Source organism: Bradyrhizobium sp. 141, from assembly GCF_023074055.1.
Classification (GTDB): domain Bacteria; phylum Pseudomonadota; class Alphaproteobacteria; order Rhizobiales; family Xanthobacteraceae; genus Bradyrhizobium.
This window is the reverse complement of sequence record NZ_JADPKR010000115.1, coordinates 32,817-50,602: the sequence shown is the minus strand read 5'-3', so window position 1 is coordinate 50,602 and position 17,786 is coordinate 32,817. Positions and strand designations below refer to the sequence as shown.

At 64.5% G+C, this 17,786-nt stretch carries 17 protein-coding genes and 1 tRNA gene; 10 read left to right on the top strand and 8 right to left on the bottom strand.

Annotated features, from left to right (window positions below; all coding sequences use genetic code 11):
- Positions 1 to 3: 3 nt before the first annotated feature.
- On the bottom strand, positions 4 to 5,208 hold the full coding sequence (locus tag IVA81_RS38915) for an alpha-2-macroglobulin (protein WP_247328874.1): 5,205 nt from the start codon (positions 5,206 to 5,208) through the stop codon (positions 4 to 6).
- 405 nt (positions 5,209 to 5,613) lie between these two features.
- Between IVA81_RS38915 and IVA81_RS38910 the strand changes: the two genes are divergently transcribed.
- Together IVA81_RS38910 and IVA81_RS38905 are read left to right on the top strand one after the other, a co-directional pair.
- Positions 5,614 to 5,690: transfer RNA gene (locus IVA81_RS38910), tRNA-Arg, on the top strand.
- Positions 5,691 to 5,845: 155 nt separating this feature from the next.
- Complete coding sequence (locus IVA81_RS38905) at positions 5,846 to 6,064, top strand: hypothetical protein (RefSeq protein WP_247328871.1); 219 nt, start codon at positions 5,846 to 5,848, stop codon at positions 6,062 to 6,064.
- Positions 6,065 to 6,097: 33 nt separating this feature from the next.
- Here the strand turns inward: IVA81_RS38905 and IVA81_RS38900 are convergent, their stop codons facing one another.
- On the bottom strand, positions 6,098 to 7,384 hold the full coding sequence (locus IVA81_RS38900) for a hypothetical protein (RefSeq protein WP_247330214.1): 1,287 nt from the start codon (positions 7,382 to 7,384) through the stop codon (positions 6,098 to 6,100).
- Between the two features lie 100 nt (positions 7,385 to 7,484).
- Between IVA81_RS38900 and IVA81_RS38895 the strand changes: the two genes are divergently transcribed.
- Positions 7,485 to 7,712 carry a DUF2171 domain-containing protein gene (locus IVA81_RS38895; RefSeq protein ID WP_027574503.1) on the top strand — a complete coding sequence of 76 codons (228 nt, stop codon included), beginning with the start codon at positions 7,485 to 7,487 and terminating at the stop codon, positions 7,710 to 7,712.
- A gap of 126 nt (positions 7,713 to 7,838) precedes the next feature.
- Here IVA81_RS38895 and IVA81_RS38890 read toward each other — a convergent pair whose 3' ends face one another.
- Entirely contained in the window at positions 7,839 to 8,051 is a 213-nt protein-coding gene (locus IVA81_RS38890) for a hypothetical protein (RefSeq protein WP_247328868.1), read from the bottom strand.
- Between the two features lie 651 nt (positions 8,052 to 8,702).
- On the opposite strand from IVA81_RS38890, the gene IVA81_RS38885 reads away from it, so the two are divergent.
- On the top strand, positions 8,703 to 8,879 hold the full coding sequence (locus tag IVA81_RS38885; protein ID WP_247330358.1) for a hypothetical protein: 177 nt from the start codon (positions 8,703 to 8,705) through the stop codon (positions 8,877 to 8,879).
- 287 nt (positions 8,880 to 9,166) lie between these two features.
- Here the strand turns inward: IVA81_RS38885 and IVA81_RS38880 are convergent, their stop codons facing one another.
- From IVA81_RS38880 to IVA81_RS38870, 3 genes are all read right to left on the bottom strand, one after another.
- Positions 9,167 to 9,937, bottom strand: a complete 771-nt coding sequence (locus IVA81_RS38880) for a hypothetical protein (RefSeq protein WP_247328865.1) — start codon at positions 9,935 to 9,937, stop codon at positions 9,167 to 9,169.
- Between the two features lie 176 nt (positions 9,938 to 10,113).
- On the bottom strand, positions 10,114 to 10,332 hold the full coding sequence (locus IVA81_RS38875) for a DUF2273 domain-containing protein (protein WP_247328862.1): 219 nt from the start codon (positions 10,330 to 10,332) through the stop codon (positions 10,114 to 10,116).
- Between the two features lie 90 nt (positions 10,333 to 10,422).
- Positions 10,423 to 10,659: a hypothetical protein gene (locus IVA81_RS38870; RefSeq protein WP_247328841.1), complete on the bottom strand. Its 237-nt coding sequence runs from the start codon at positions 10,657 to 10,659 to the stop codon at positions 10,423 to 10,425.
- 261 nt (positions 10,660 to 10,920) lie between these two features.
- Between IVA81_RS38870 and IVA81_RS38865 the strand changes: the two genes are divergently transcribed.
- On the top strand, positions 10,921 to 11,268 hold the full coding sequence (locus IVA81_RS38865; RefSeq protein ID WP_247328838.1) for a DUF6481 family protein: 348 nt from the start codon (positions 10,921 to 10,923) through the stop codon (positions 11,266 to 11,268).
- A 121-nt stretch (positions 11,269 to 11,389) separates the two neighbouring features.
- Here the strand turns inward: IVA81_RS38865 and IVA81_RS38860 are convergent, their stop codons facing one another.
- Positions 11,390 to 11,632 (bottom strand): pentapeptide MXKDX repeat protein, encoded by a 243-nt coding sequence (locus IVA81_RS38860; RefSeq protein WP_247328835.1) that lies wholly within the window; start codon positions 11,630 to 11,632, stop codon positions 11,390 to 11,392.
- 321 nt (positions 11,633 to 11,953) lie between these two features.
- Here IVA81_RS38860 and dctP point away from each other — a divergent pair, with 321 nt between their 5' ends.
- The 3 genes from dctP to IVA81_RS38845 are packed head-to-tail and all read left to right on the top strand — an operon-like array spanning position 11,954 to position 14,882.
- Entirely contained in the window at positions 11,954 to 12,976 is a 1,023-nt protein-coding gene (gene dctP / locus IVA81_RS38855; RefSeq protein ID WP_247328832.1) for a TRAP transporter substrate-binding protein DctP, read from the top strand.
- Complete coding sequence (locus tag IVA81_RS38850) at positions 12,973 to 13,527, top strand: TRAP transporter small permease (RefSeq protein WP_247328829.1); 555 nt, start codon at positions 12,973 to 12,975, stop codon at positions 13,525 to 13,527. Before dctP ends, IVA81_RS38850 begins: the two co-directional genes overlap by 4 nt.
- Positions 13,524 to 14,882 carry a TRAP transporter large permease gene (locus IVA81_RS38845; RefSeq protein ID WP_247328826.1) on the top strand — a complete coding sequence of 453 codons (1,359 nt, stop codon included), beginning with the start codon at positions 13,524 to 13,526 and terminating at the stop codon, positions 14,880 to 14,882. Before IVA81_RS38850 ends, IVA81_RS38845 begins: the two co-directional genes overlap by 4 nt.
- A 118-nt stretch (positions 14,883 to 15,000) precedes the next feature.
- On the opposite strand, the gene IVA81_RS38840 is transcribed toward IVA81_RS38845, so the two are convergent.
- The gene (locus IVA81_RS38840; RefSeq protein WP_247328822.1) at positions 15,001 to 15,684 is read right to left on the bottom strand and encodes a GntR family transcriptional regulator; all 684 of its coding nucleotides are present in this window, start codon (positions 15,682 to 15,684) and stop codon (positions 15,001 to 15,003) included.
- 228 nt (positions 15,685 to 15,912) lie between these two features.
- Here IVA81_RS38840 and IVA81_RS38835 point away from each other — a divergent pair, with 228 nt between their 5' ends.
- Both IVA81_RS38835 and IVA81_RS38830 read left to right on the top strand, forming a co-directional pair.
- Positions 15,913 to 16,521, top strand: a complete 609-nt coding sequence (locus IVA81_RS38835) for a TRAP transporter small permease (protein WP_247330212.1) — start codon at positions 15,913 to 15,915, stop codon at positions 16,519 to 16,521.
- On the top strand, positions 16,521 to 17,786 hold the full coding sequence (locus tag IVA81_RS38830; RefSeq protein ID WP_247328818.1) for a TRAP transporter large permease: 1,266 nt from the start codon (positions 16,521 to 16,523) through the stop codon (positions 17,784 to 17,786). Before IVA81_RS38835 ends, IVA81_RS38830 begins: the two co-directional genes overlap by 1 nt.

Sequence of the window (17,786 nt, the reverse complement as noted above, 5' to 3'; positions counted from 1 at the left end):
CACTCACTTCGCCGCCCGCACCTCAACATTACCCGTGCCCGTCCGGCCATAGCGCGAGGGATTGTACATGTCCTCGACATAGGCCTGCGGCAGCACGTATTTGCCCGGCGACACGGCGCGCACGATATAGGCGACCGTGAAGACCGATTTGGAGTTCGAGGCGCGATCGACCGCCGCGGTGAAGCGGTCGTCGCGGAACTCGGTATCTTCAGGCTCCTCGCCGTCCTCGATCCAGTCCAGCGTGCCGCTGTCACCCGACGACACCAGCTTCGGGTTGTCGATCTCGAGGCCCGCAGGCAGATAGTCGGACACCATGATGTGGCCGTACTCCGGCTTGGCCTCGGTGATCTTCAGCACCACCGCGAAGCGCTGGTTCTGCTTGACCTTGCTGATGTCGGCTGGCTTGCCGTCGAGCGTGAAGTAATTGCGCTCGATCTTGAAGCCGTTTGACGCCGCCGGCTCCGGCGTCACCGGCGAGCCCGACACCGAGACCACCGCCTGCACCGGCGCATCGCCGGTGTTGGTGATCTTCAGCGGCCTGCCCTCCAGCGTCACAGCCTTGTAGCTGCGATAGAGCGCGGTCTTGACCGGCTGGCCGTCCACTTCCATGGACAGGTTCTCCTTGGCGAGCGCACGTGCGGCGAGCACCAGCCACGCATTCTCCTGCGTAGACGTGTAGGGCGTCAGCCCGCGCGCCGTCTCGACCCGCGACACCGCCTGCGTCAGCGTCGCCTTCGGCGCATTGCCTTCGCTGGCAAGCGACACCAAAGCTGCGGCATCGCGAAGCTGCGAGCCGTAGTCGGTGCGGCCGAACTCCAGCACCGGCTTCGGCGCCAGGCTGTCGAGCGCGGCACCATAGACCCGCTCGGCGCGGTTGCGGTCGCCAACGAGAGCGAGTGCCGCCGCAAGCTGCGACTTCGCAATCGGCGTTGCGAGATTGGCAAGCTTGGTATCTGCGAGATAGCGGAGATCGCCGATGGGCGCCGCGCCGTTGCGCGCGAGCACGTAGAGGCCGTAGGCGAGATCGCGCCCGCCGTCCTTCTCCGGCTCGTTGCCGTTGACGACGGAGTTGCGGATACGGTCGAGCGCGTTCTTGAACAGCACGTCCGGCACCACAAAACCCTTCTCGCGGGCGCGGGTCAGGAAGTCCGTGACATAGGCGTCCAGCCAGGCATCGTCGCCGCCCGCCGACCACAGGCCGAACGAGCCATTGGAGCCCTGACGAGCCAAAAGCCGCTCGATCGCGTCGCGGATGCGCTGGTCGACCTCGGTGTCCATCGCCAGATGCGCGCCGGCCGCAAGATCGTTGACGTAGAGCAGCGGCAAGGCGCGGCTCGTGATCTGCTCCGAGCAGCCATAGGGATAGCGATCGAGCGCCTTGAGGATCGTCGCGGCGTCGAGCGCGGTCGACAGGCTCGCCGAGACCGAGACGCTGCCGGTGCCCGGCACGAGGTCGGAGAACATGTCCGAGGTCAGCGTCAGGCTCTCGCCCTTTGCCAGCGTCCGGATCGAACGACGCGCCAGCACCTGCGTCGCGGCCTTGACGTCGAGCACATAGTGGCGCGCCAGCGCCAGGCCGTTCGGGCCCTTGATGTCGACGTCGAGCGTCGCCGGCCCCGCCGCGGTCGCATCGATCGCGAGTGCGAAGGAGTTGCGCTGCTTGGCGGCGAGCTTGACCGTGGTCGCGGGATTGCCCGTCATCTTCACCGGGCCGCCGGTCTTCACGTTGATGACGTAGTCGCCGGCCTGGCCCTCGACGTTGTCGATCTCGAGATTGACCGTGCCGCGGTCACCATTGAGCAGGAAGCGCGGCAGCGTCGTGGTCAGCACCACGGGGTCGCGGATCACGACATCGGTGTTGGCGCGGCCGAGCTTGGTCGCGGTCCACGCCACCGCCATCACGCGCGCGGTGCCGGCGAACTCCGGAATGTCGAAGCTCACTTCGGCCGTGCCGTCAGCGGCGACGGTGACGATGCCCGAATACAGCGCCAGCGGCTTTTGCGCGGGCGGCGAGCCCTGGAGCTCGCCAGCACCGGCGTCACCGCCGGACTTGATCTGGCCGCGCGTGCCGGACATGCCGTCGATCAGCTGCCCATAGAGGTCGCGGATCTCGGCACTCAGGCGGCGCTGGCCGAGATAGTAATCGTCTGGAGCCGGCGGCTTGTAATTGGTGAGGTTGAGGATGCCGACGTCGACCGCCGCGATGACGATCTTGGCGTCCTCGCCCGGATTGAGCCCGTCGAGCTTGACCGGGATCTTCAACGTCGCGTTGGGCCGGATCAGGGCCGGCGGCGACAGCTTCACCTGCAACGTGCGGGTCTGCTTGTCGATGCTGAACCATTTCAGCCCGATCGCCCGGCCCGGCATGCGCTGGGCAGCGGCATCGAGCGGGCGGCGCAGCGTCGCCACGACGTAGGCACCGGTGCCCCAATCCTTGCCGATCGGGAGCTTCAGCTGGGCAGTGCCCTCCTTGACGTCGATGGTCTGCGTTGTCAGCAGGCGATCGCCGAGCACGTTGATGGTCAGCTTGCCGGCGCTGCGGACATTGACCGACACCGTCATGGTGTCACCGGAGGAATATTGCGGCTTGTCGATCGAGGTCTCCAGCAGGTCCGGCGTGTCGGCACTGCCGTCGGAATACCAGCCGACGTCGAACTGGACCGAGGTCACCGGGCCATCGGCCTCGTTCGACTTCACATCAAGCCGGTAGCGGCCAGGCTGGGGGGCCAGCGAAAGCCGCGCCGGCTTGTCGGCCGCAACAGTCACGTCACCATCGGCAACGCGCGAGGTCGACTTGACCGGCTCGTACTCCCAGTAATTGTTCTGGCGATACCATTGATAGCGCGACTCCATCTTCAGGAGCTCGTAGCGCAGGCCGTCGCGGCGCAGCCTCTCACCCTCGGGCGAGACGAACACGATGTCGAACTCGGCCTTGTCGCCCTCGGCGACGTTCTTGTCGCCGAACAGCGGCTTGACGCCGATCTGCGCCGCGGTGGGCGCGACCGGCAGCACGATCTTGCGCTCGACGGCGCGGCCGCCGGTCTCGACCATGCGGACGAAGACCTGGGCCTCCTGCGGACGGGTCGAGGCCGGCTGCTTGTCCAGCGTCACCGGGAAGGTCGCAACGCCATTGGCGTCGGCTTCCGGCAGGTTCTCCAGCGGCGTGCGCTCGTTCGAGGTGGTCTCCTCGTCGGCGACGCCGAACTGGTAACCGGCAAAGCCCGGGCGTTCGCTCGCGGGCGCGACCAGCATGTCGCCTTCGAGCTGGAGGCCCGAAGCCGGCGCGCCATAAAGGAAATGGCCGTCCGCCTTAAGCTCCACTGGAGCGTTAGCCTTGATCAGCTTGTCCTTGGCGGACAAATCGAATTCGATCCTGTCGGGGACGTAATCCTCGACCATGAAGGTGGTCTCGCCGACCGAGGAGCCCTTCGGGTCGGTGAAGGCACGCACCCGCCAGGTCCCGGTCGGCACAGCCGAATTGAGCGTCACGGCCAGCGTGCGGCCGCCGGCGCCCTGATCAGACAGCACGGCGCGGCGGAATTCGACGCCGTCGGGACGCTCGATCACCATTGTCAGGGGCCCGCCGGCGACGGCATTGCCCTGCCCGTCGCGCAAGAGCGCGGTGAGATAGACGGTCTCGCTGGAGCGGTAGACACCACGCTCGGCATAAACGAACGCGTCGGCGCCGGCAGGCACCGCGCGGCCGGAGACGCCGCGGTCGGACAGGTCGAAGGCAGAGGACTTCAGGCTGAGGAAGGCATAATCGGCCTTCTCGCCGGTCACGGTGAGCATCGCCGGCGACAGGCCGCCCTCGCCGCGCGCAAGGCCGGCCTCGAACAGCACGTGCCCGGACTCGTCGGTCTTGCGGGTGGCCAGGATCTCGTTGTTGCGGGCAACCAGCCGCACCTCGGCCTTGCCGATCGGATCGGTCGAAGCCAGCGAGTTGACGAACACGTGGATACCGTCGTTGCCGGAATAGGCCGCCACCCCGAGATCGGAGACGATGAACCATTGCGTGGCGAGCTGGTACTCGTCGTCCGAGCCTGGGCCCTTGGCGGCGGCCGTCATCACATAGACGCCCGGCTGAAGCTCGCCGAGGGCCTGATCGACCGGGAATGCCGTGGTGACGTCCTGGTTCAGCGTCATCGCGGTCGCGAGCTCGCCGGTCCAGACCTTGACGCCGCGCTCGTCGCCGAGATCGCTGAGCTGATACTTGGACAGCGTCTTCTGGAAGTCGCTGTCGACCACTGTGTTGATCAGGTTGCGGTCACCGATCCGGAACACGTTGATATTGACCGCGGGCGTGTTGACGCTGACCACGGGAATGCCGCGCTGGCCGGTCCTGGGGAGCACATAGGCCCGGCTGGTGAAGCGCACGAAGGGTTTGCGGTCGCGCACATAGACGTTGAACTCGGCCGATTTCGGCAGGCCTTCCTTCACGGTGGACGGCAGGCCGGCGCGCAGATTGATGTTGTAGCGCTCGCCGTGCTTCAGCCCGTCCACGCAGAGCTGCTTGCCTTCGGCCGACAGTGCCGGCTTGTCCTGGCCCGCGAGCGCGAGGAACGGCGCGAAGTCGGTACGCTTTGCCAGCTCCTCCGAGAACTGGAAGCAGGCGCGCGGGCTCGCCGAATCCGAGTCGACGGTGTAGTCGAGCAGCCGAAAGCCGTGCTCATCGCGCATTTTCTCATATTGGCCGCGGACGTCGGCGACCTCGCGCATGTCGAGCGACAGCCGCAGCGCGTCCAGCGCCGGCCGCCACAATTTGCGTTCCGCCAGCGACTTGCCGAGCACGGCAAGCGCGTCCGCCTCCTCGCCCGGATTGCCGGCCCGCTGATAGGCAATGTAGGCGGCGGTCGAGGCGCGCTCCAGCAGGAAGGTCTGCTCGCTCGAGCTTTTCGGCGAGATCTGGAAAATGACCTTGGCGAGCCGCAGCCAATTGCCGGTATCCTCCGGCGTGGTGGCCGCGATCTGGCCGAGCACCGACAGCCCCGTGCGGTAGTCATTGCGCCGGAAGGCGGCGTCGGCATCCGTCTTCAGCGTCGCATTGGTCTTGGCGACCGGCCCCGCTTCGCTCTTGATCTGCGCCTCCAGCTTGATGGCGGAATCGGCGAGATCGTCGCGCTTGAAGGCTTTGTCAGCCGCCTGCGCTGCGCTGAGGCCGAGCGCCAGCGCGGCGCAGAGTGTGACGGCGCGAACAAGACCGATCATGATGGACTCCTGGAAATTGCGGACAGCCGCCCGCAGGCAGCATGAAATGCGCGGAAAGGTGACAGACTGAAGGCGATGGAACCAAAGCTGCAAATCGTCGCATTCGCCATGACAAGGGCAAGCCCAGAGGAGACCGATCAAGATAGTGCCGCGCACGCCGTCCTGATGGCGCAACAATACCAGACCCGTCGACCGGCGGCCGCATCCCGGAAGCTATTCAGCGTCACCGGCGATGTGATCCATCGTCCAGTCCGCTGCCGCTCAACCCGGCACCCTGACACGCCACCGTTCCGCTTTGTCGCGGCATTGAGGAAAAGGGTTCGGTTCAGGCTTGGCGAACGACGATATTTTTCATAATGGCATGGTAGATGAACAGCCAGCCCCCAAACCGGGGCGGCTCCAGACGGTCCCGTAGCTCAACTGGATAGAGTAGCGGATTTCTACTCCGCGGGTTGCAGGTTCGAGTCCTGCCGGGATCGCCAGCCACGTTTACCAATCAACCTTGTCCGTCGCCCGCCCTTCACGAACGCGTGGGTCCCCTCGCCGCGGGCTTTGAAACGCGCAGATCAGCCTTATCTAAGCGCCGGGCGCAGTGCGCCCGATAAGGATTTTAATGCCGCCTTCCGAGTGGACTAGAATGGCTATCGCATCTGCGGTGGCGATCGTCGCGATGTCGTACCTGGCAATCGACGCAGGCGTGGTGAACACCAGCGTGGTCACGAAGCCCATCAAGGTGGCTCAGGCCTCTATCATTGGCGGTGCGATGGGCCAGCATCACCTCGCCTTTGCCGTTCAGGAATGGGCCCGTCGCGGCCACGACAAGCCGGAGCTGGAGCATTGCCTGGCGGTCGACTGATTGAGGCGCCTTCCTCGCCCTGTCGCCAAACACTCAAGCTTCTCCCCCCGCCCACTGATGGGCCCGCCACCACCGCGCAACCGAGGCGGTGAGATCGTCCCACAGCTCCGTCGGCAGATCCGGGACCGTCACCCGGACGCTGTACTGATCCGTGGTCGCGTCGTGAAACCACTCGGTCGCGGCGAAGTCGAAACCGAAGCTGCCGGCGTGGCGGATCGGGAAGCCTTCTGCGCGCAGTTCGTTGCTCATGTCCTCGGCGGCCTGCCGCGCGCTCGCCTCGTCGAGCGGACGCTTGCCCCTGAGGGTGACGTAGAGACCGTGGGTGAAATGGAGTTCGGCCGATAGTGCCGGGAGCTGCGCAGCAAAATATCGAGCCATGCTTCGGCTGTTGTGCAAGATCGCCGCAACGCGCCGCTTCGTGAGGGCCAAGTAGGCCGCGCTGCCCACGAAGGGCGGGAAATGCGCCGGCAACGCCGCTCCGCCGAGAAGTCGCACCGCGTTGCGGGTCTCGGACGCGAGACGTGTCCATTCAGGGCGTCCTGCCCGCTGCCGGGGCTCATTCCCGTGCACGAAGACGGCCGAGCCGAGCCGGCCATATTCCGCCCCGAGCGAATCGAGCTTGTTGTGGCTTCGCACCAGCACCAGCGGAGTTTCGTACCGCCGGGCCCACCTCAGGACACGCCTGATCCGGCCCGAACGGCCGGCGAAGCATGTCGTATCGAAAACCAGAAGATCGAGACCCGAGCCGTCACTTCGGAGCGCGGCCTCGAAAGCGCCCGCGCGGGAGCAGGAATCCAACAAGAGAATTCGCGGCGAATTCCCCGAAGCAAACGCATCGCCCAGCGGCAGACTCAAAGCCACGGGCCGCAAATGAGGAACAAAGCCCCGGATCAGCTCCAGCGTCTCGCCGTAGGAGCCTGGAAGCACCAGAATATCAGCCTTCTCGACGATGTGCGCGGAGGCCAGCAGCACGGCGGAGATCGCGGCCATGCCTGAGGCAGTATAGATCGCCGTGCTCGCGCAGCCGCAGTCGAACTCATAGAATGAAGGCCCGCGCACCGTAAGGTCCGCTCGCTGGTAATCGTAACTGAACTCGAAGGGCCCGCTGACGCGATCGGCCGTATGCGACCAGGCTGTCTCGGTCGCTTTCCAGTCGTGCAGCTCCTGCTCCGCCCTCAGCGCCGCAGTGATCTGGAATTTGGACCTGACGATGTCGTCGACGGAACGCGGACGCGCCAGATCAAGCCGATGTCTCAGGCAGTCGTTCAACAGCCTGAGCTCCTCATGCTTCCGTTCCAGATAGGCCTGAATGGTCTCCATGCGCGGAGGTTCAACGTGCGGAAACCGCCTTGGGTCCAAACGCCCGTCTGCTGCAACGAACATCGGTGTCGGCAGTTGAGACCTATGCAAGGAGGACAACATGGCTGACATCAGAGAGCACATGAAAATCATCGGCAAGGACGGCGCACATGTCGGCACCGTCGACCGCGTCGAGGGCAACCGAATCAAGCTGACGCGCAAGGACAGCCCGGAAGGTCACAAGGACCATCATCACTACATCGACACGAAATATGTCGGTGCCGTCGAAGGCGATGTCGTCAAGCTTTCAGTGAATGCCGACGCCGTACCGAAGACGGAAGCCGCCTAGACACTGAGCCCCTTCGGGGGCTTTTTGTTTGTTCACGATCCGACTCCGCTTCGTTCGCAAGGCACGAATCGCGATCGCAAAATCAGGTGCGGAGCGTTCGTTAACGACTGGTTGCGTCCATGCCGATCATGCGTTCACAAGCACGGGCCGCAGCCGATAAGCATCGATCGCGGCATTCGACAGCAGCAGTCTGCGCCGCTCTCCGCGCAGCATCATGCGGTCGATTCTGTTCAGGATGAAGCGAGCTGCCTCCCTGTGCTCACCTGTGAGCAGGCCGGATCGATCGAGATATTTCCAGGCAATCTGGAAAGACTGTGCGCGTAATTCGGTGTCGGTCATAGCCGGCCAACGTCCGCAAGGAACGAGTGTTCCTATTTAAGCGCGAGCGAACCGCGGCCCAATAAAATGCGAAGGCAGCGTGGAACGAGATCACGACCGGCACGTTGGAATGCACGAAATCAAGTGGTGCCGACCTCCCAGCCCCGGTCGGCTTTGAAGGGCCCCGTGCTTGTCCCCCGAGCACGGGGCCTTCTCATGCAGATCAACGGGCCGACCGACCTCGGCCTGTCATCATCACATCTCCCCGAGACGACCCTCAGTCCGCCCGCTCGTCGCGCCGATCGCGGGCGAGCTCGTGCCAAGCCAAGGCCAGCTGGATCAAGCGTTGCCGATCGACGCCTTCCGATGCCGCAGCCCGCTTCATAGCGGCCTCGGCTTCATGCTGTGGGTCGTACTTGGGACACATGAGGTCGATTCTAGCCGGCCATCTGGACAAGCGCGTGGCAATTTCGTCCGTATGATTGCGGGGTAACGTCACGGTTTCCTGGCTGGGCGAGCGTTCAGGCACCCTCGCCTCATCGTATGCATGCGCTGATTGCGAAGCCATGCGGATGGGCTTCATTCGGACGATCTGTGAATGGCGTCACAGTCTCGGCCCTGCATCTCGGCTAAACATTGTCTCGACGCTTTCAGGAGCGCGCGAGGACATCGATGGTGTTTTCCGTCATGACACGAGACGCAGCAGCCTCAGCCAACGTCCCGACGCAACGACCCAGGAGAGATCTGGTCGGCGTCGCCTATCTCGGCACCATCGGCATCGTGATGCTGGCCTGGATCGCCGGGCTGGTCTGGGGCGCGATGGCGTTCTTCAACTGGCTCGTGTCTTGACGCGAGGGCGATCCGTCCCCCTGCAAGGCTCGCCGCTGAAATCGTGCGCTAAAACAGGCAGTGCAGCACCTGCCCAAGCTTGATCCCGCCGCAAACGATCATGGCCCAAAGCGCCAAGCTGATCTGGATTGCATCCAGCATGTTCCACGTCCCCGCGAATCATCCCGACATTTTTGTTTTGAGACTTGCGTGAGGCGGCAACGAGCGCCAGCGCCAATTTGAAGCAATCGCCGGCGCGCAAGAAAAAGGCGGGCCGGGGCCCGCCTCTGCGCTTCAATCCGGCCAGCTCAGTAGCAGGCGCGGGGATCGGCCTGCACATACTGGCCGCTCGGATAGCGGTAGTAGCAAGTGCCCTGCGCCCAGTAGTAACCGGGCTGGGATGCGGCGGTGGCGCCCGCGATAGCTCCGGTTGCGCCGCCGAGAACCGCGCCGGCGGCAGCCCCTGTTGCATTGCCCGAGATCAGTCCGCCGAGCACGCCGCCGACGATGGCGCCGCCAAGCGCGCTCGCGCCGGGGTCGGTCGGTGGCGGAGGGGGCGGCGCATAGGCGACCGGCGGCGTCGCCGGAGCATAGGCCACCGGCACGTCGTCGTAGTACTCCTCCGAAATGTAGGCGGGCGGGCCAGCCATTCGCTGCGGATAATAATACCAGACACCGCCAACGTCCCACCACCAGCCGGAGCGGCCATTGTGGACTTCGCGGCGCCAGCGCCCGCCATCCCAGGCGCGACTGCCCCGATAAGTGTGTCCGCCCCAGTCGCGCGTCGGAGCGGGACCGCGGGCGACATAACGTCCGGGCGGCGGGCCGCCGGCGCCGTGCGGACCGGGACCCGCATGGGGCTGGCCACCGGGCTGCGGCGCGGGCCGGGCCGCCTGCTGCGGCGGGGGGCCCTTGCGCATGTTCTGATTGTTCGGGGACGGTGCCCCGGCGGCCGGGCCGGCCGCAGGCTGGCCGGCGTCCCTTGGCGGCCTCGCGTCCTGGGCCCGCGCCGACGGCGCGAGCAGCGAAATGGCCGAAACCAAGGGAATAATGATCTTCATGCGGCTGGACGCACTCATGCGTGCTTGACCCCCTGCTCTCTCGATTGCCGTGGTGCCTGGCGCGATAGACGATTCGCCTCGCGCCGGGCTTGATGCCGGCTGACATAGCTGACCTGCTTTGGTCGGCGAAGTCCCGTTACAAATGATTAAGATCAGGGCAATTTTTCGGCCCGAGCGGCCACGCTGGATCGCTTCTAGCGGGCCGGCTCGATCACGTTGCAGTTGCTGCGCCCGGACATCAGGCAGTCCTGCATCTTGCTGGCCGCGGTGAGGTCCCGGGCGAGCCACCAGCCGATACCGAGGATCATGATCGCGATAATCAAGCCGGCGATCGCGCCGCGGCGGTTGTCGCCGGAAGGAGGCTTCGGCCGGGATTTCGGCTTCTCGCCCGGTTCGGGCTGGGATGTGGACATGGCTAACCTGGTCGCGCGGGCGCCCGGCTTATCACCTCTGCGACGTCCCGTCACATCTCCGGTCAGCGATCTCAGTCCGGCGTCTCAGCTTCAGCCTCGGGTCGCGCGGATCGCATCCTTACGTGAGGTTTCGACCGCCGGAATCGCCTGCTTGACCCGCGGGGCGCATGTCGTGAGCACGAACGCGGTCTGGGTGCATTCCCAGCCGGCTCCCAGGACGGCACTCTCGATCGGCTGCGGACGACTGAGCAGCAGCATGGCACCGGCCACGGCTACCAGGACGAAGGCAATTGCGAGCGCCTTCAGGCTTAATCTTGAGATCGGCATGCCCGTGCTCCGTATCGGCGCGGACGCTAGGACCCGCGCTCGTGGTCCCTTATGAGGGACATCACAATTCGGCAGTTTTTCCGGGCTACGAGAGATCGTCGGGGGGCGATTTTTCGTTGACCTGATCGGCTGCGATTATGGGTGGCTTCGCGTCGCGCGGCGATGTACACGCTTCTGCGTCGCGTGGCGCCCGCTATGCCCAGCCGACGTACCAACACGCAGTGATGTAGGCCTGAAAGTGAGGAAGACAAGGTTCGTTCGATGAGTGGATTCAGGGAACCAGGCTTCTCCGACCGACAAAAGGCGGCGCAGGAAGCACGCAAAAATCTTTTGAACAAGTTCAAGTCGCAACCGGGCCACGACGATCCGGCGGTCGCGGCACGACGCGCCGAGCGCGAGGCACTCGCGGCCAAGCGCGCCGAGACAAAGGCAACGCGCGAAGCCGAAAAGGCCGAGGAGAAGCGCGTCGCGGAGGAAGCGGCAGCCGCGGAGGCTGCGCGGATCGCCCGCGAGGCGGAAGACGCGGTCGCCAAGCTGGCTGAAGTCGAGGCCGAGCAGAAGGCCAAGCGTGACGCCCGCTACGCCGCCCGCAAGGCCAAGCGCAAGTAACGATCACACCTCACGTTCAATTGAATTGAACTGATACCTGCTTCTGGGGCGGTCCACGACCGCCCCAAAAGTTCGAGAGTGCGCGTCTGCATATCGCAAACGCTGCAGCGCCGGTCGAAGGTCAGTTCTTCTTCATCATCCCGTCGTCTTTCTTCATCCCGTCCTTCGACATGTGGTCCTTCTTCATGCCGTCGTCCTTGGACATCGTGTCCTTCTTCATGCCGTCCTTGGACATCGTATCCTTCTTCATCATCCCGTCATCCTTGCCCATCTTGTCCTGAGCAAAGGCGGCCGGCGCAAACGCGAGGCCAAGCGAGAGAGCGGCAGCCGAGACGCCGAGCACGATACGGGTGCGAATGGTCATGGATCATCTTCCCTTCGAGGTGGTGTTTGTCAGCGACGGACGCCGCTATCAGGACTCGACGGATCGCCACGCGGCGTTGTTACGCGGCCGCCGATAAATTTCTGCGTGCCCGCTGCCCTCCATCATTCGCAGCAGTCGCGTGTGTCCAACTGGATCGGAAGTGTGCAGCGCAACAAAGGCAGCACTTGCCGCGGCATTCGGTCTCGAACTATCAGATGAGAGAATATCGGGTGAAAGACCGGCTAGGATGGGCCTCTGCGCCGGTCTCATGACCCGCCCAAAATCAACATCGAACAAGAACCGTCCAAGGGGATTAAAACCATGTTCACGCGCCGCCACCTGCTCGCGACCGCCGTCGCGGCACCCGCCATTCTCCGCTTCGGCACTGGCACCGCGCATGCCGCGACCACGCTGAAGATCTCGCACCAGTTTCCGGGGGGCACCATCGACAAGGGTGATTTCCGCGATCGGCTCTGCCGCATGTTCGCCGCCGAAGTTGCCAAGCGCAGCAATGGCGACATCGCCGCCGAAATCTATCCTAACTCCTCGCTGATCAAGACCAACGCGCAGTTCTCCGCGATGCGCAAGGGCGCGCTCGACATCTCGCTCTATCCGATGCCCTATGCCGGCGGCGAGCTGCCCGAGACCAATATCGGCCTGATGCCCGGCCTCGTGACCACCTACGACCAGGGCCTGCGCTGGAAGAAGGAGCCGGTCGGCAAGGCGCTGACCGACTTCCTCGCCGACAAGGGCATCATCCTGCTCACCTGGGTCTGGCAGGCCGGCGGCGTCGCCAGCCGCTCCAAGCCGATCGTCGCGCCGGAAGATGCCAAGGGCCTGAAGGTGCGCGGCGGCTCGCGCGAGATGGACATGGTGCTGCAGACCGCCGGCGCCTCGGTGCTGTCGGTGCCGTCGAACGAAATCTATGCGGCAATGCAGACCGGCGCCTGCGATGCCGGCATCACCTCCTCGACCAGCCTGATCTCGTTCCGTCTGGAAGAGGTCGCCAAATCCCTGACCTCGGGTGCGGGCGCCTCCTACTGGTTCATGCTCGAGCCACTGATGATGTCCAAGGCGATCTTCGACAAGCTGCCCAAGAACCAACAGGACATCCTGCTCGCGGTGGGCACCGAGCTCGAAGCCTTCGGCCGCAAGGGCGCGCAGGACGACGACGTCGAGGTCGCCAAGGTCTACGAGAAGGCGGGCGCGAAGGTCTCGGCGCTCGACGCTGCGACCGTCGGCAAGTGGCGTGACATCGCGCGCGACACGGCGTGGAAGGATTACAGCGCCAAGACCCCGACCGCGGCAAACCTGCTCAAGCTCGCCACCGACGTTGCGGCATGAGCCACGGTCCGCTTCCGGATCGTGATGACCCGGCAAACGCTGTCGCGGGCGCAGGCCCTGCGGCAGCGATTGATCGCGGCCTTGCCATGCTCAATACCATCATCGTGGTGTTCGCAGCAGTCGCGCTGGTCGCCGCTTGCATGATCCTGAGCTACAGCGTGCTCAGCCGCGCGCTGTTCAAGGCCGCCAATTACTGGCAGGACGAGGCTGCCGTGTTCCTCTTGGTCGGCGCGACCTTCATGACGGCGGCCTATGTGCAACAGAACCGCGGCCACATCGGCATCGAGGCCTTCGTCGGTCTGCTGTCGCCGCTGGCGAACAAGATCCGGCTCTGGCTGGTCGACGCCGCCACGTTCCTGTTCTGCGCCTTCTTTGCCTGGAAATCCTGGACGCTGGCCCATGAAGCCTATGTCGATGGCCAGGTCTCCAACTCGATGTGGTCGCCGCCGCTCGCCATCCCCTATACGCTGATGGCTCTCGGGATGAGCCTGCTCTGCATCCAGATCCTCGTGCAGCTTGCGCTGCCCTTCACCGGAGCCAGGCGTCCATGAGCGTGTTCGGTATCGGCGTTGCCTACGGCGTTGCGACGCTGCTGATAATGTTCTCGGGCATGCCGATTGCGTTCGCGCTCGGCGCCGTCGCGGTCGTGTTCATGGCCATCTACATGCCCTCAGCCTCTCTCGATACGGTGACGCAGAACGTCTACGAGGAAATGGCCTCGATCACGCTGCTGTCGATCCCGCTCTTCATCCTGAAGGGCGCCGCGATCGGCAAATCGCGCGCGGGCCAGGATCTCTATTCGGCCCTGCATGCCTGGCTGCATCGCGTGCCCGGCGGCCTCGGCGTTGCCAACGTGTTCGCCTGCGCGCTGTTCGCGGCAATGGCAGGGTCCTCGCCCGCGACCTGCTCGGCGATCGGTTCGGCCGGCATCCCCGAGATGCGCAAGCGCGGCTATTCCGGCGGCTTCGCCGCAGGGATCATCGCTGCCGGCGGCACGCTCGGCATCCTGCTGCCGCCCTCGATCACCATGATCCTGTTCGCGGTCGCTGCCGAAAAGTCGCTCGGGCGGCTGTTCCTCGCCGGCATCGGCCCCGGCCTGCTGCTGGTCTCGCTGTTCGGCGCCTACGCCGTGATCCGCTTCCGCCAGGAATATGCGGCGGCCGAAGCGATCTACAAGAACGGCGGACCGGAAGCCGCGATCCTCGCCCGCGACGAGTACACGCTGGCCGAACGCTTCAGCGTGCTGCCGCGCGTGATCCCCTTCGTGCTGCTGCTGACCGGCGTCATGATCGCGCTCTATGGCGGCTACGCCACGCCGTCGGAGACCGCCGGCCTCGGCGGCCTGCTGGCGCTGGCGCTGATCGCGGCGATCTACAGCGTATGGCGGCCGAGCGACCTCGCCCCGATCATGAAATCGACGATCCGGGAATCGACCATGCTGATGATGATCATCGGCATGTCGCTGCTCTACTCCTACGTGATGAGCTATCTGCACATCTCGCAATCGGTCGCAGAAACCATTGTCGCGATGCACCTGCCGCGCTGGGAGCTGCTGTTCGCGATCCTCGTCATGGTCGTCGTGCTCGGCTTCTTCCTGCCGCCGGTCTCGATCATCCTGATGACCGCGCCGATCATCCTGCCGCCGCTCCGCGCCGCCAATTTCGACATCATCTGGTTCGGCGTGGTCATGACCATCGTGATGGAGATGGGGCTGATCCACCCGCCGGTCGGCCTCAACATCTTCGTCATCCGCAACGTCGCACCGGACATTCCCTTGCGCGAGGTGATCTGGGGCACCCTGCCCTTCGTGCTGCTGATGATGCTCGCGGTCCTGCTGCTGTGCCTCGTGCCGGGGATATCGACCGGCCTGCCGGACCTAGTGATGGGACCGGACGGGAGCAGGTAGCGGCAATCGCAACTGCCGTAGGGTGGGCAAAGGCGCGCAGCGCCGTGCCCACCATCTCTTTACGATCAGCGAAAGGTGGTGGGCACGCTCCGCTTTGCCCACCCTACGAGAGCGGTGATTATGGCACGCTCTTCCGCCGCGACTTCGGGGCATTCGCCACCACCTGCAACAGATCTTTGCGCACGGCTTCGATGTGCCGCTCCAGGAAGCGGCAGGCCTCCTCCACCTTCTGCGCGCGGCAGAGCGCGATCAGATGGGCGTGCTCCTTCTCGGCAGTGCCCATCGCCTTGGTGTTGGAGAGCTGGAGACGCGTGTAGCGGTCGCTGGTCTGGAGCAATGACAACACGATCGCGCGCGTACGCGGCTGCGGGGCGTGCATATAGAGCGCCAAATGGAAGTCGGCATTGAGCTGGCCCCAGTCGCTGACATTCTTGGCCTTGATGGCCTTCTCGAATTGCCTGTGGATGTCGTCGAGTGCGTCGAAATCGTCCGCGGAGAAATGCGGTGCCGATTGCGCCAGGAGGCGCGGCTCCAAAATGCGGCGCAGGTCGAACACGTCGTTGATCTCGTCCAGCGACAGCTCGGAGACGATCGCGCCCTTCTGCGGAACGATCCGCACGAGACCTTCTGCCTCCAGCTGAAACAGCGCTTCGCGAACGGGAATGCGGCTGACGCCATAGGCCTCACCAAGCGCATCCTGGCGCAGTTGCGATCCGGCCGGATAGGTGCCGTCGAGGATCGCCTGACGGAGCTGATCGACAATGGCGGCCGACAAGGTGCGATGCTTCAGAGGCTGTTTCATCTGACCTTCTGTTGTCCTTCACGACTCGCTCGGCCGACGCGGGTCCCTGTCTTGCATGTCGAGGTGCCCGGCAAAAGCCAAGCACTCCACAAAACGAAGTGCCCAGCAAAGCGCGCCCTGCCGCCGAATTGATCGCAATCTCTGTTTGACTCCCAAAATGTATAAATTATACATTTGGCAATCGCACGACAAATCTTCGGTGGGGGCCTCTTCATGATCGAGCAGACGATGCCGGCCACGCGCGCGCTCAGCGTCCGACGTACGATCGTCCGGATGTCGAGCGCCCTGCTCGCCTTCGAGCGCCTGGCGCTGATGGGCCTGATGTATCTGCTCACCGGCCTGATCCTCGTGAACGTCGTCACCCGCTACTCGCATTTCCCGATCTACTGGATCGACGAATCCGCGGTCTATTGCGTGGTCTGGCTGACCTTCATCGGTGCTTCCGCGATGACGCGGCTGCGGCTCGATTTCGCGGTGACCATGTTGACGGAGCGTCTTTCGCCGCGGCACCAGAAGATTGCCAAGGTGATCTCGACCGGCCTCGTCGTCGTGTTCGGCGTCGCCCTGATCGTGACCTGCGTGCTCTGGATGGACCCGGTGGGGCTGGCACGCGTCGGCTTCGACGGGCGCAAGCTCGCGGCCGAGACCTTCAACTTCCTCTACACCGAGCATACCCAGACGCTGAACTGGCCGACCTGGGTGATGTACCTGACGCTGCCGATCTTCGCGGTGTCGATGACCATTCACGGTCTCGCCAATCTCTTGGAAGATATCGGGTTGGTCCCGCGCACGCCATTGACAGGCTTTCAGCTCTCCGAGCTGGACGGGGTCAACTGATGGTCACGTCAGCGGCCTTCATGGCGTTCATGCTGGTCGGCGTGCCGATCGGGCTTTGCCTGTGCCTCGCCGGCCTCGTCTACATCGCCGCTTCCGGCAATCCCGTGCTGTTCCAGTCCTATCCGCTCCAGCTCTTCGGCGGCGTCGACAGCTACGGCCTGATCGCCATCCCGCTCTTCATCCTGATCGGCGAGATCATGAACGGCGGCGGCATCACCCGTCGTATCGTCGACATGGCGATGGCCTTCGTAGGCTCGCTCAAGGGCGGGCTCGCCTACGTCAACATCCTCGCCAACATGTTCATCTCCTCCATCCTGGGATCAGCGACCGCGCAGGTGGCGATCATGGCCCAGATCATGGTGCCGGAGATGGAGAAGAAGGGCTACGACAAGACCTTCGCAGCCGGGCTGACCGCCTATGGCGGCATGCTCGGCCCGATCATCCCGCCGTCGGTGATGTTCGTGGTTTACAGCGTGCTGGCGCAGGTCTCGGTCAGCGACATGCTGGTCGCCGGCATCGTGCCGGGCGTCATCCTCACGGTGATGTTCTGCCTCGTCATCGCGCTGATGGGATACATCTATAACTATCCGCGCGCGGATTATCAGACGCCGCGCCAGCGCGTCATGACGATCCTGCGGACGTCGCCGACGCTGCTGATCCCGATCGTCATCGTCGGCACCATTCTCGGCGGCCTCGCCAACGCGACCGAATCCGCCGCCGTCGGTGCCGTCGCAGCCGCGCTGGTCGGAAAGTTCTGGACCAAGGAATTCGAGTTCTCCCAGCTGCCGCAGATGATGCTGCGCAGCGCCATTTATTCGGCGATCGTGCTGTTCCTGGTCGCGGCCGCGGCGGTGTTCTCCTGGGTCCTGATCTTCGGCAAGGTGCCGCAGGAGACCGCCGCCTGGATCCAGACCGCCGCCAAGGACCCGGTCAGCTTCATGCTGATCTGCAACGTGATCCTGCTGGTGATCGGCACGGTAATCGACGGCATTCCCGGCCTGATCATGACCGTGCCGATCCTGCTGCCGGTCGCGACCGAAGTCTATCACATCGATCCCAGGCATTTCGGCGTGGTGGTGGTGATCAATCTGGTGCTTGGCCTGCTGTCGCCGCCGGTCGGGCTCTGCTTCTTCGTCGCGGCCGCCGTCACCGGCGCCAAGCCCGGCAAGATGTTCATGGTGACGCTGCCGTTCTTCGTCATCTCCTGCGTCCTCCTCGTGCTGCTCTCGCTCTATCCGTCGCTCTCTCTGATCCTCGTCAAATAG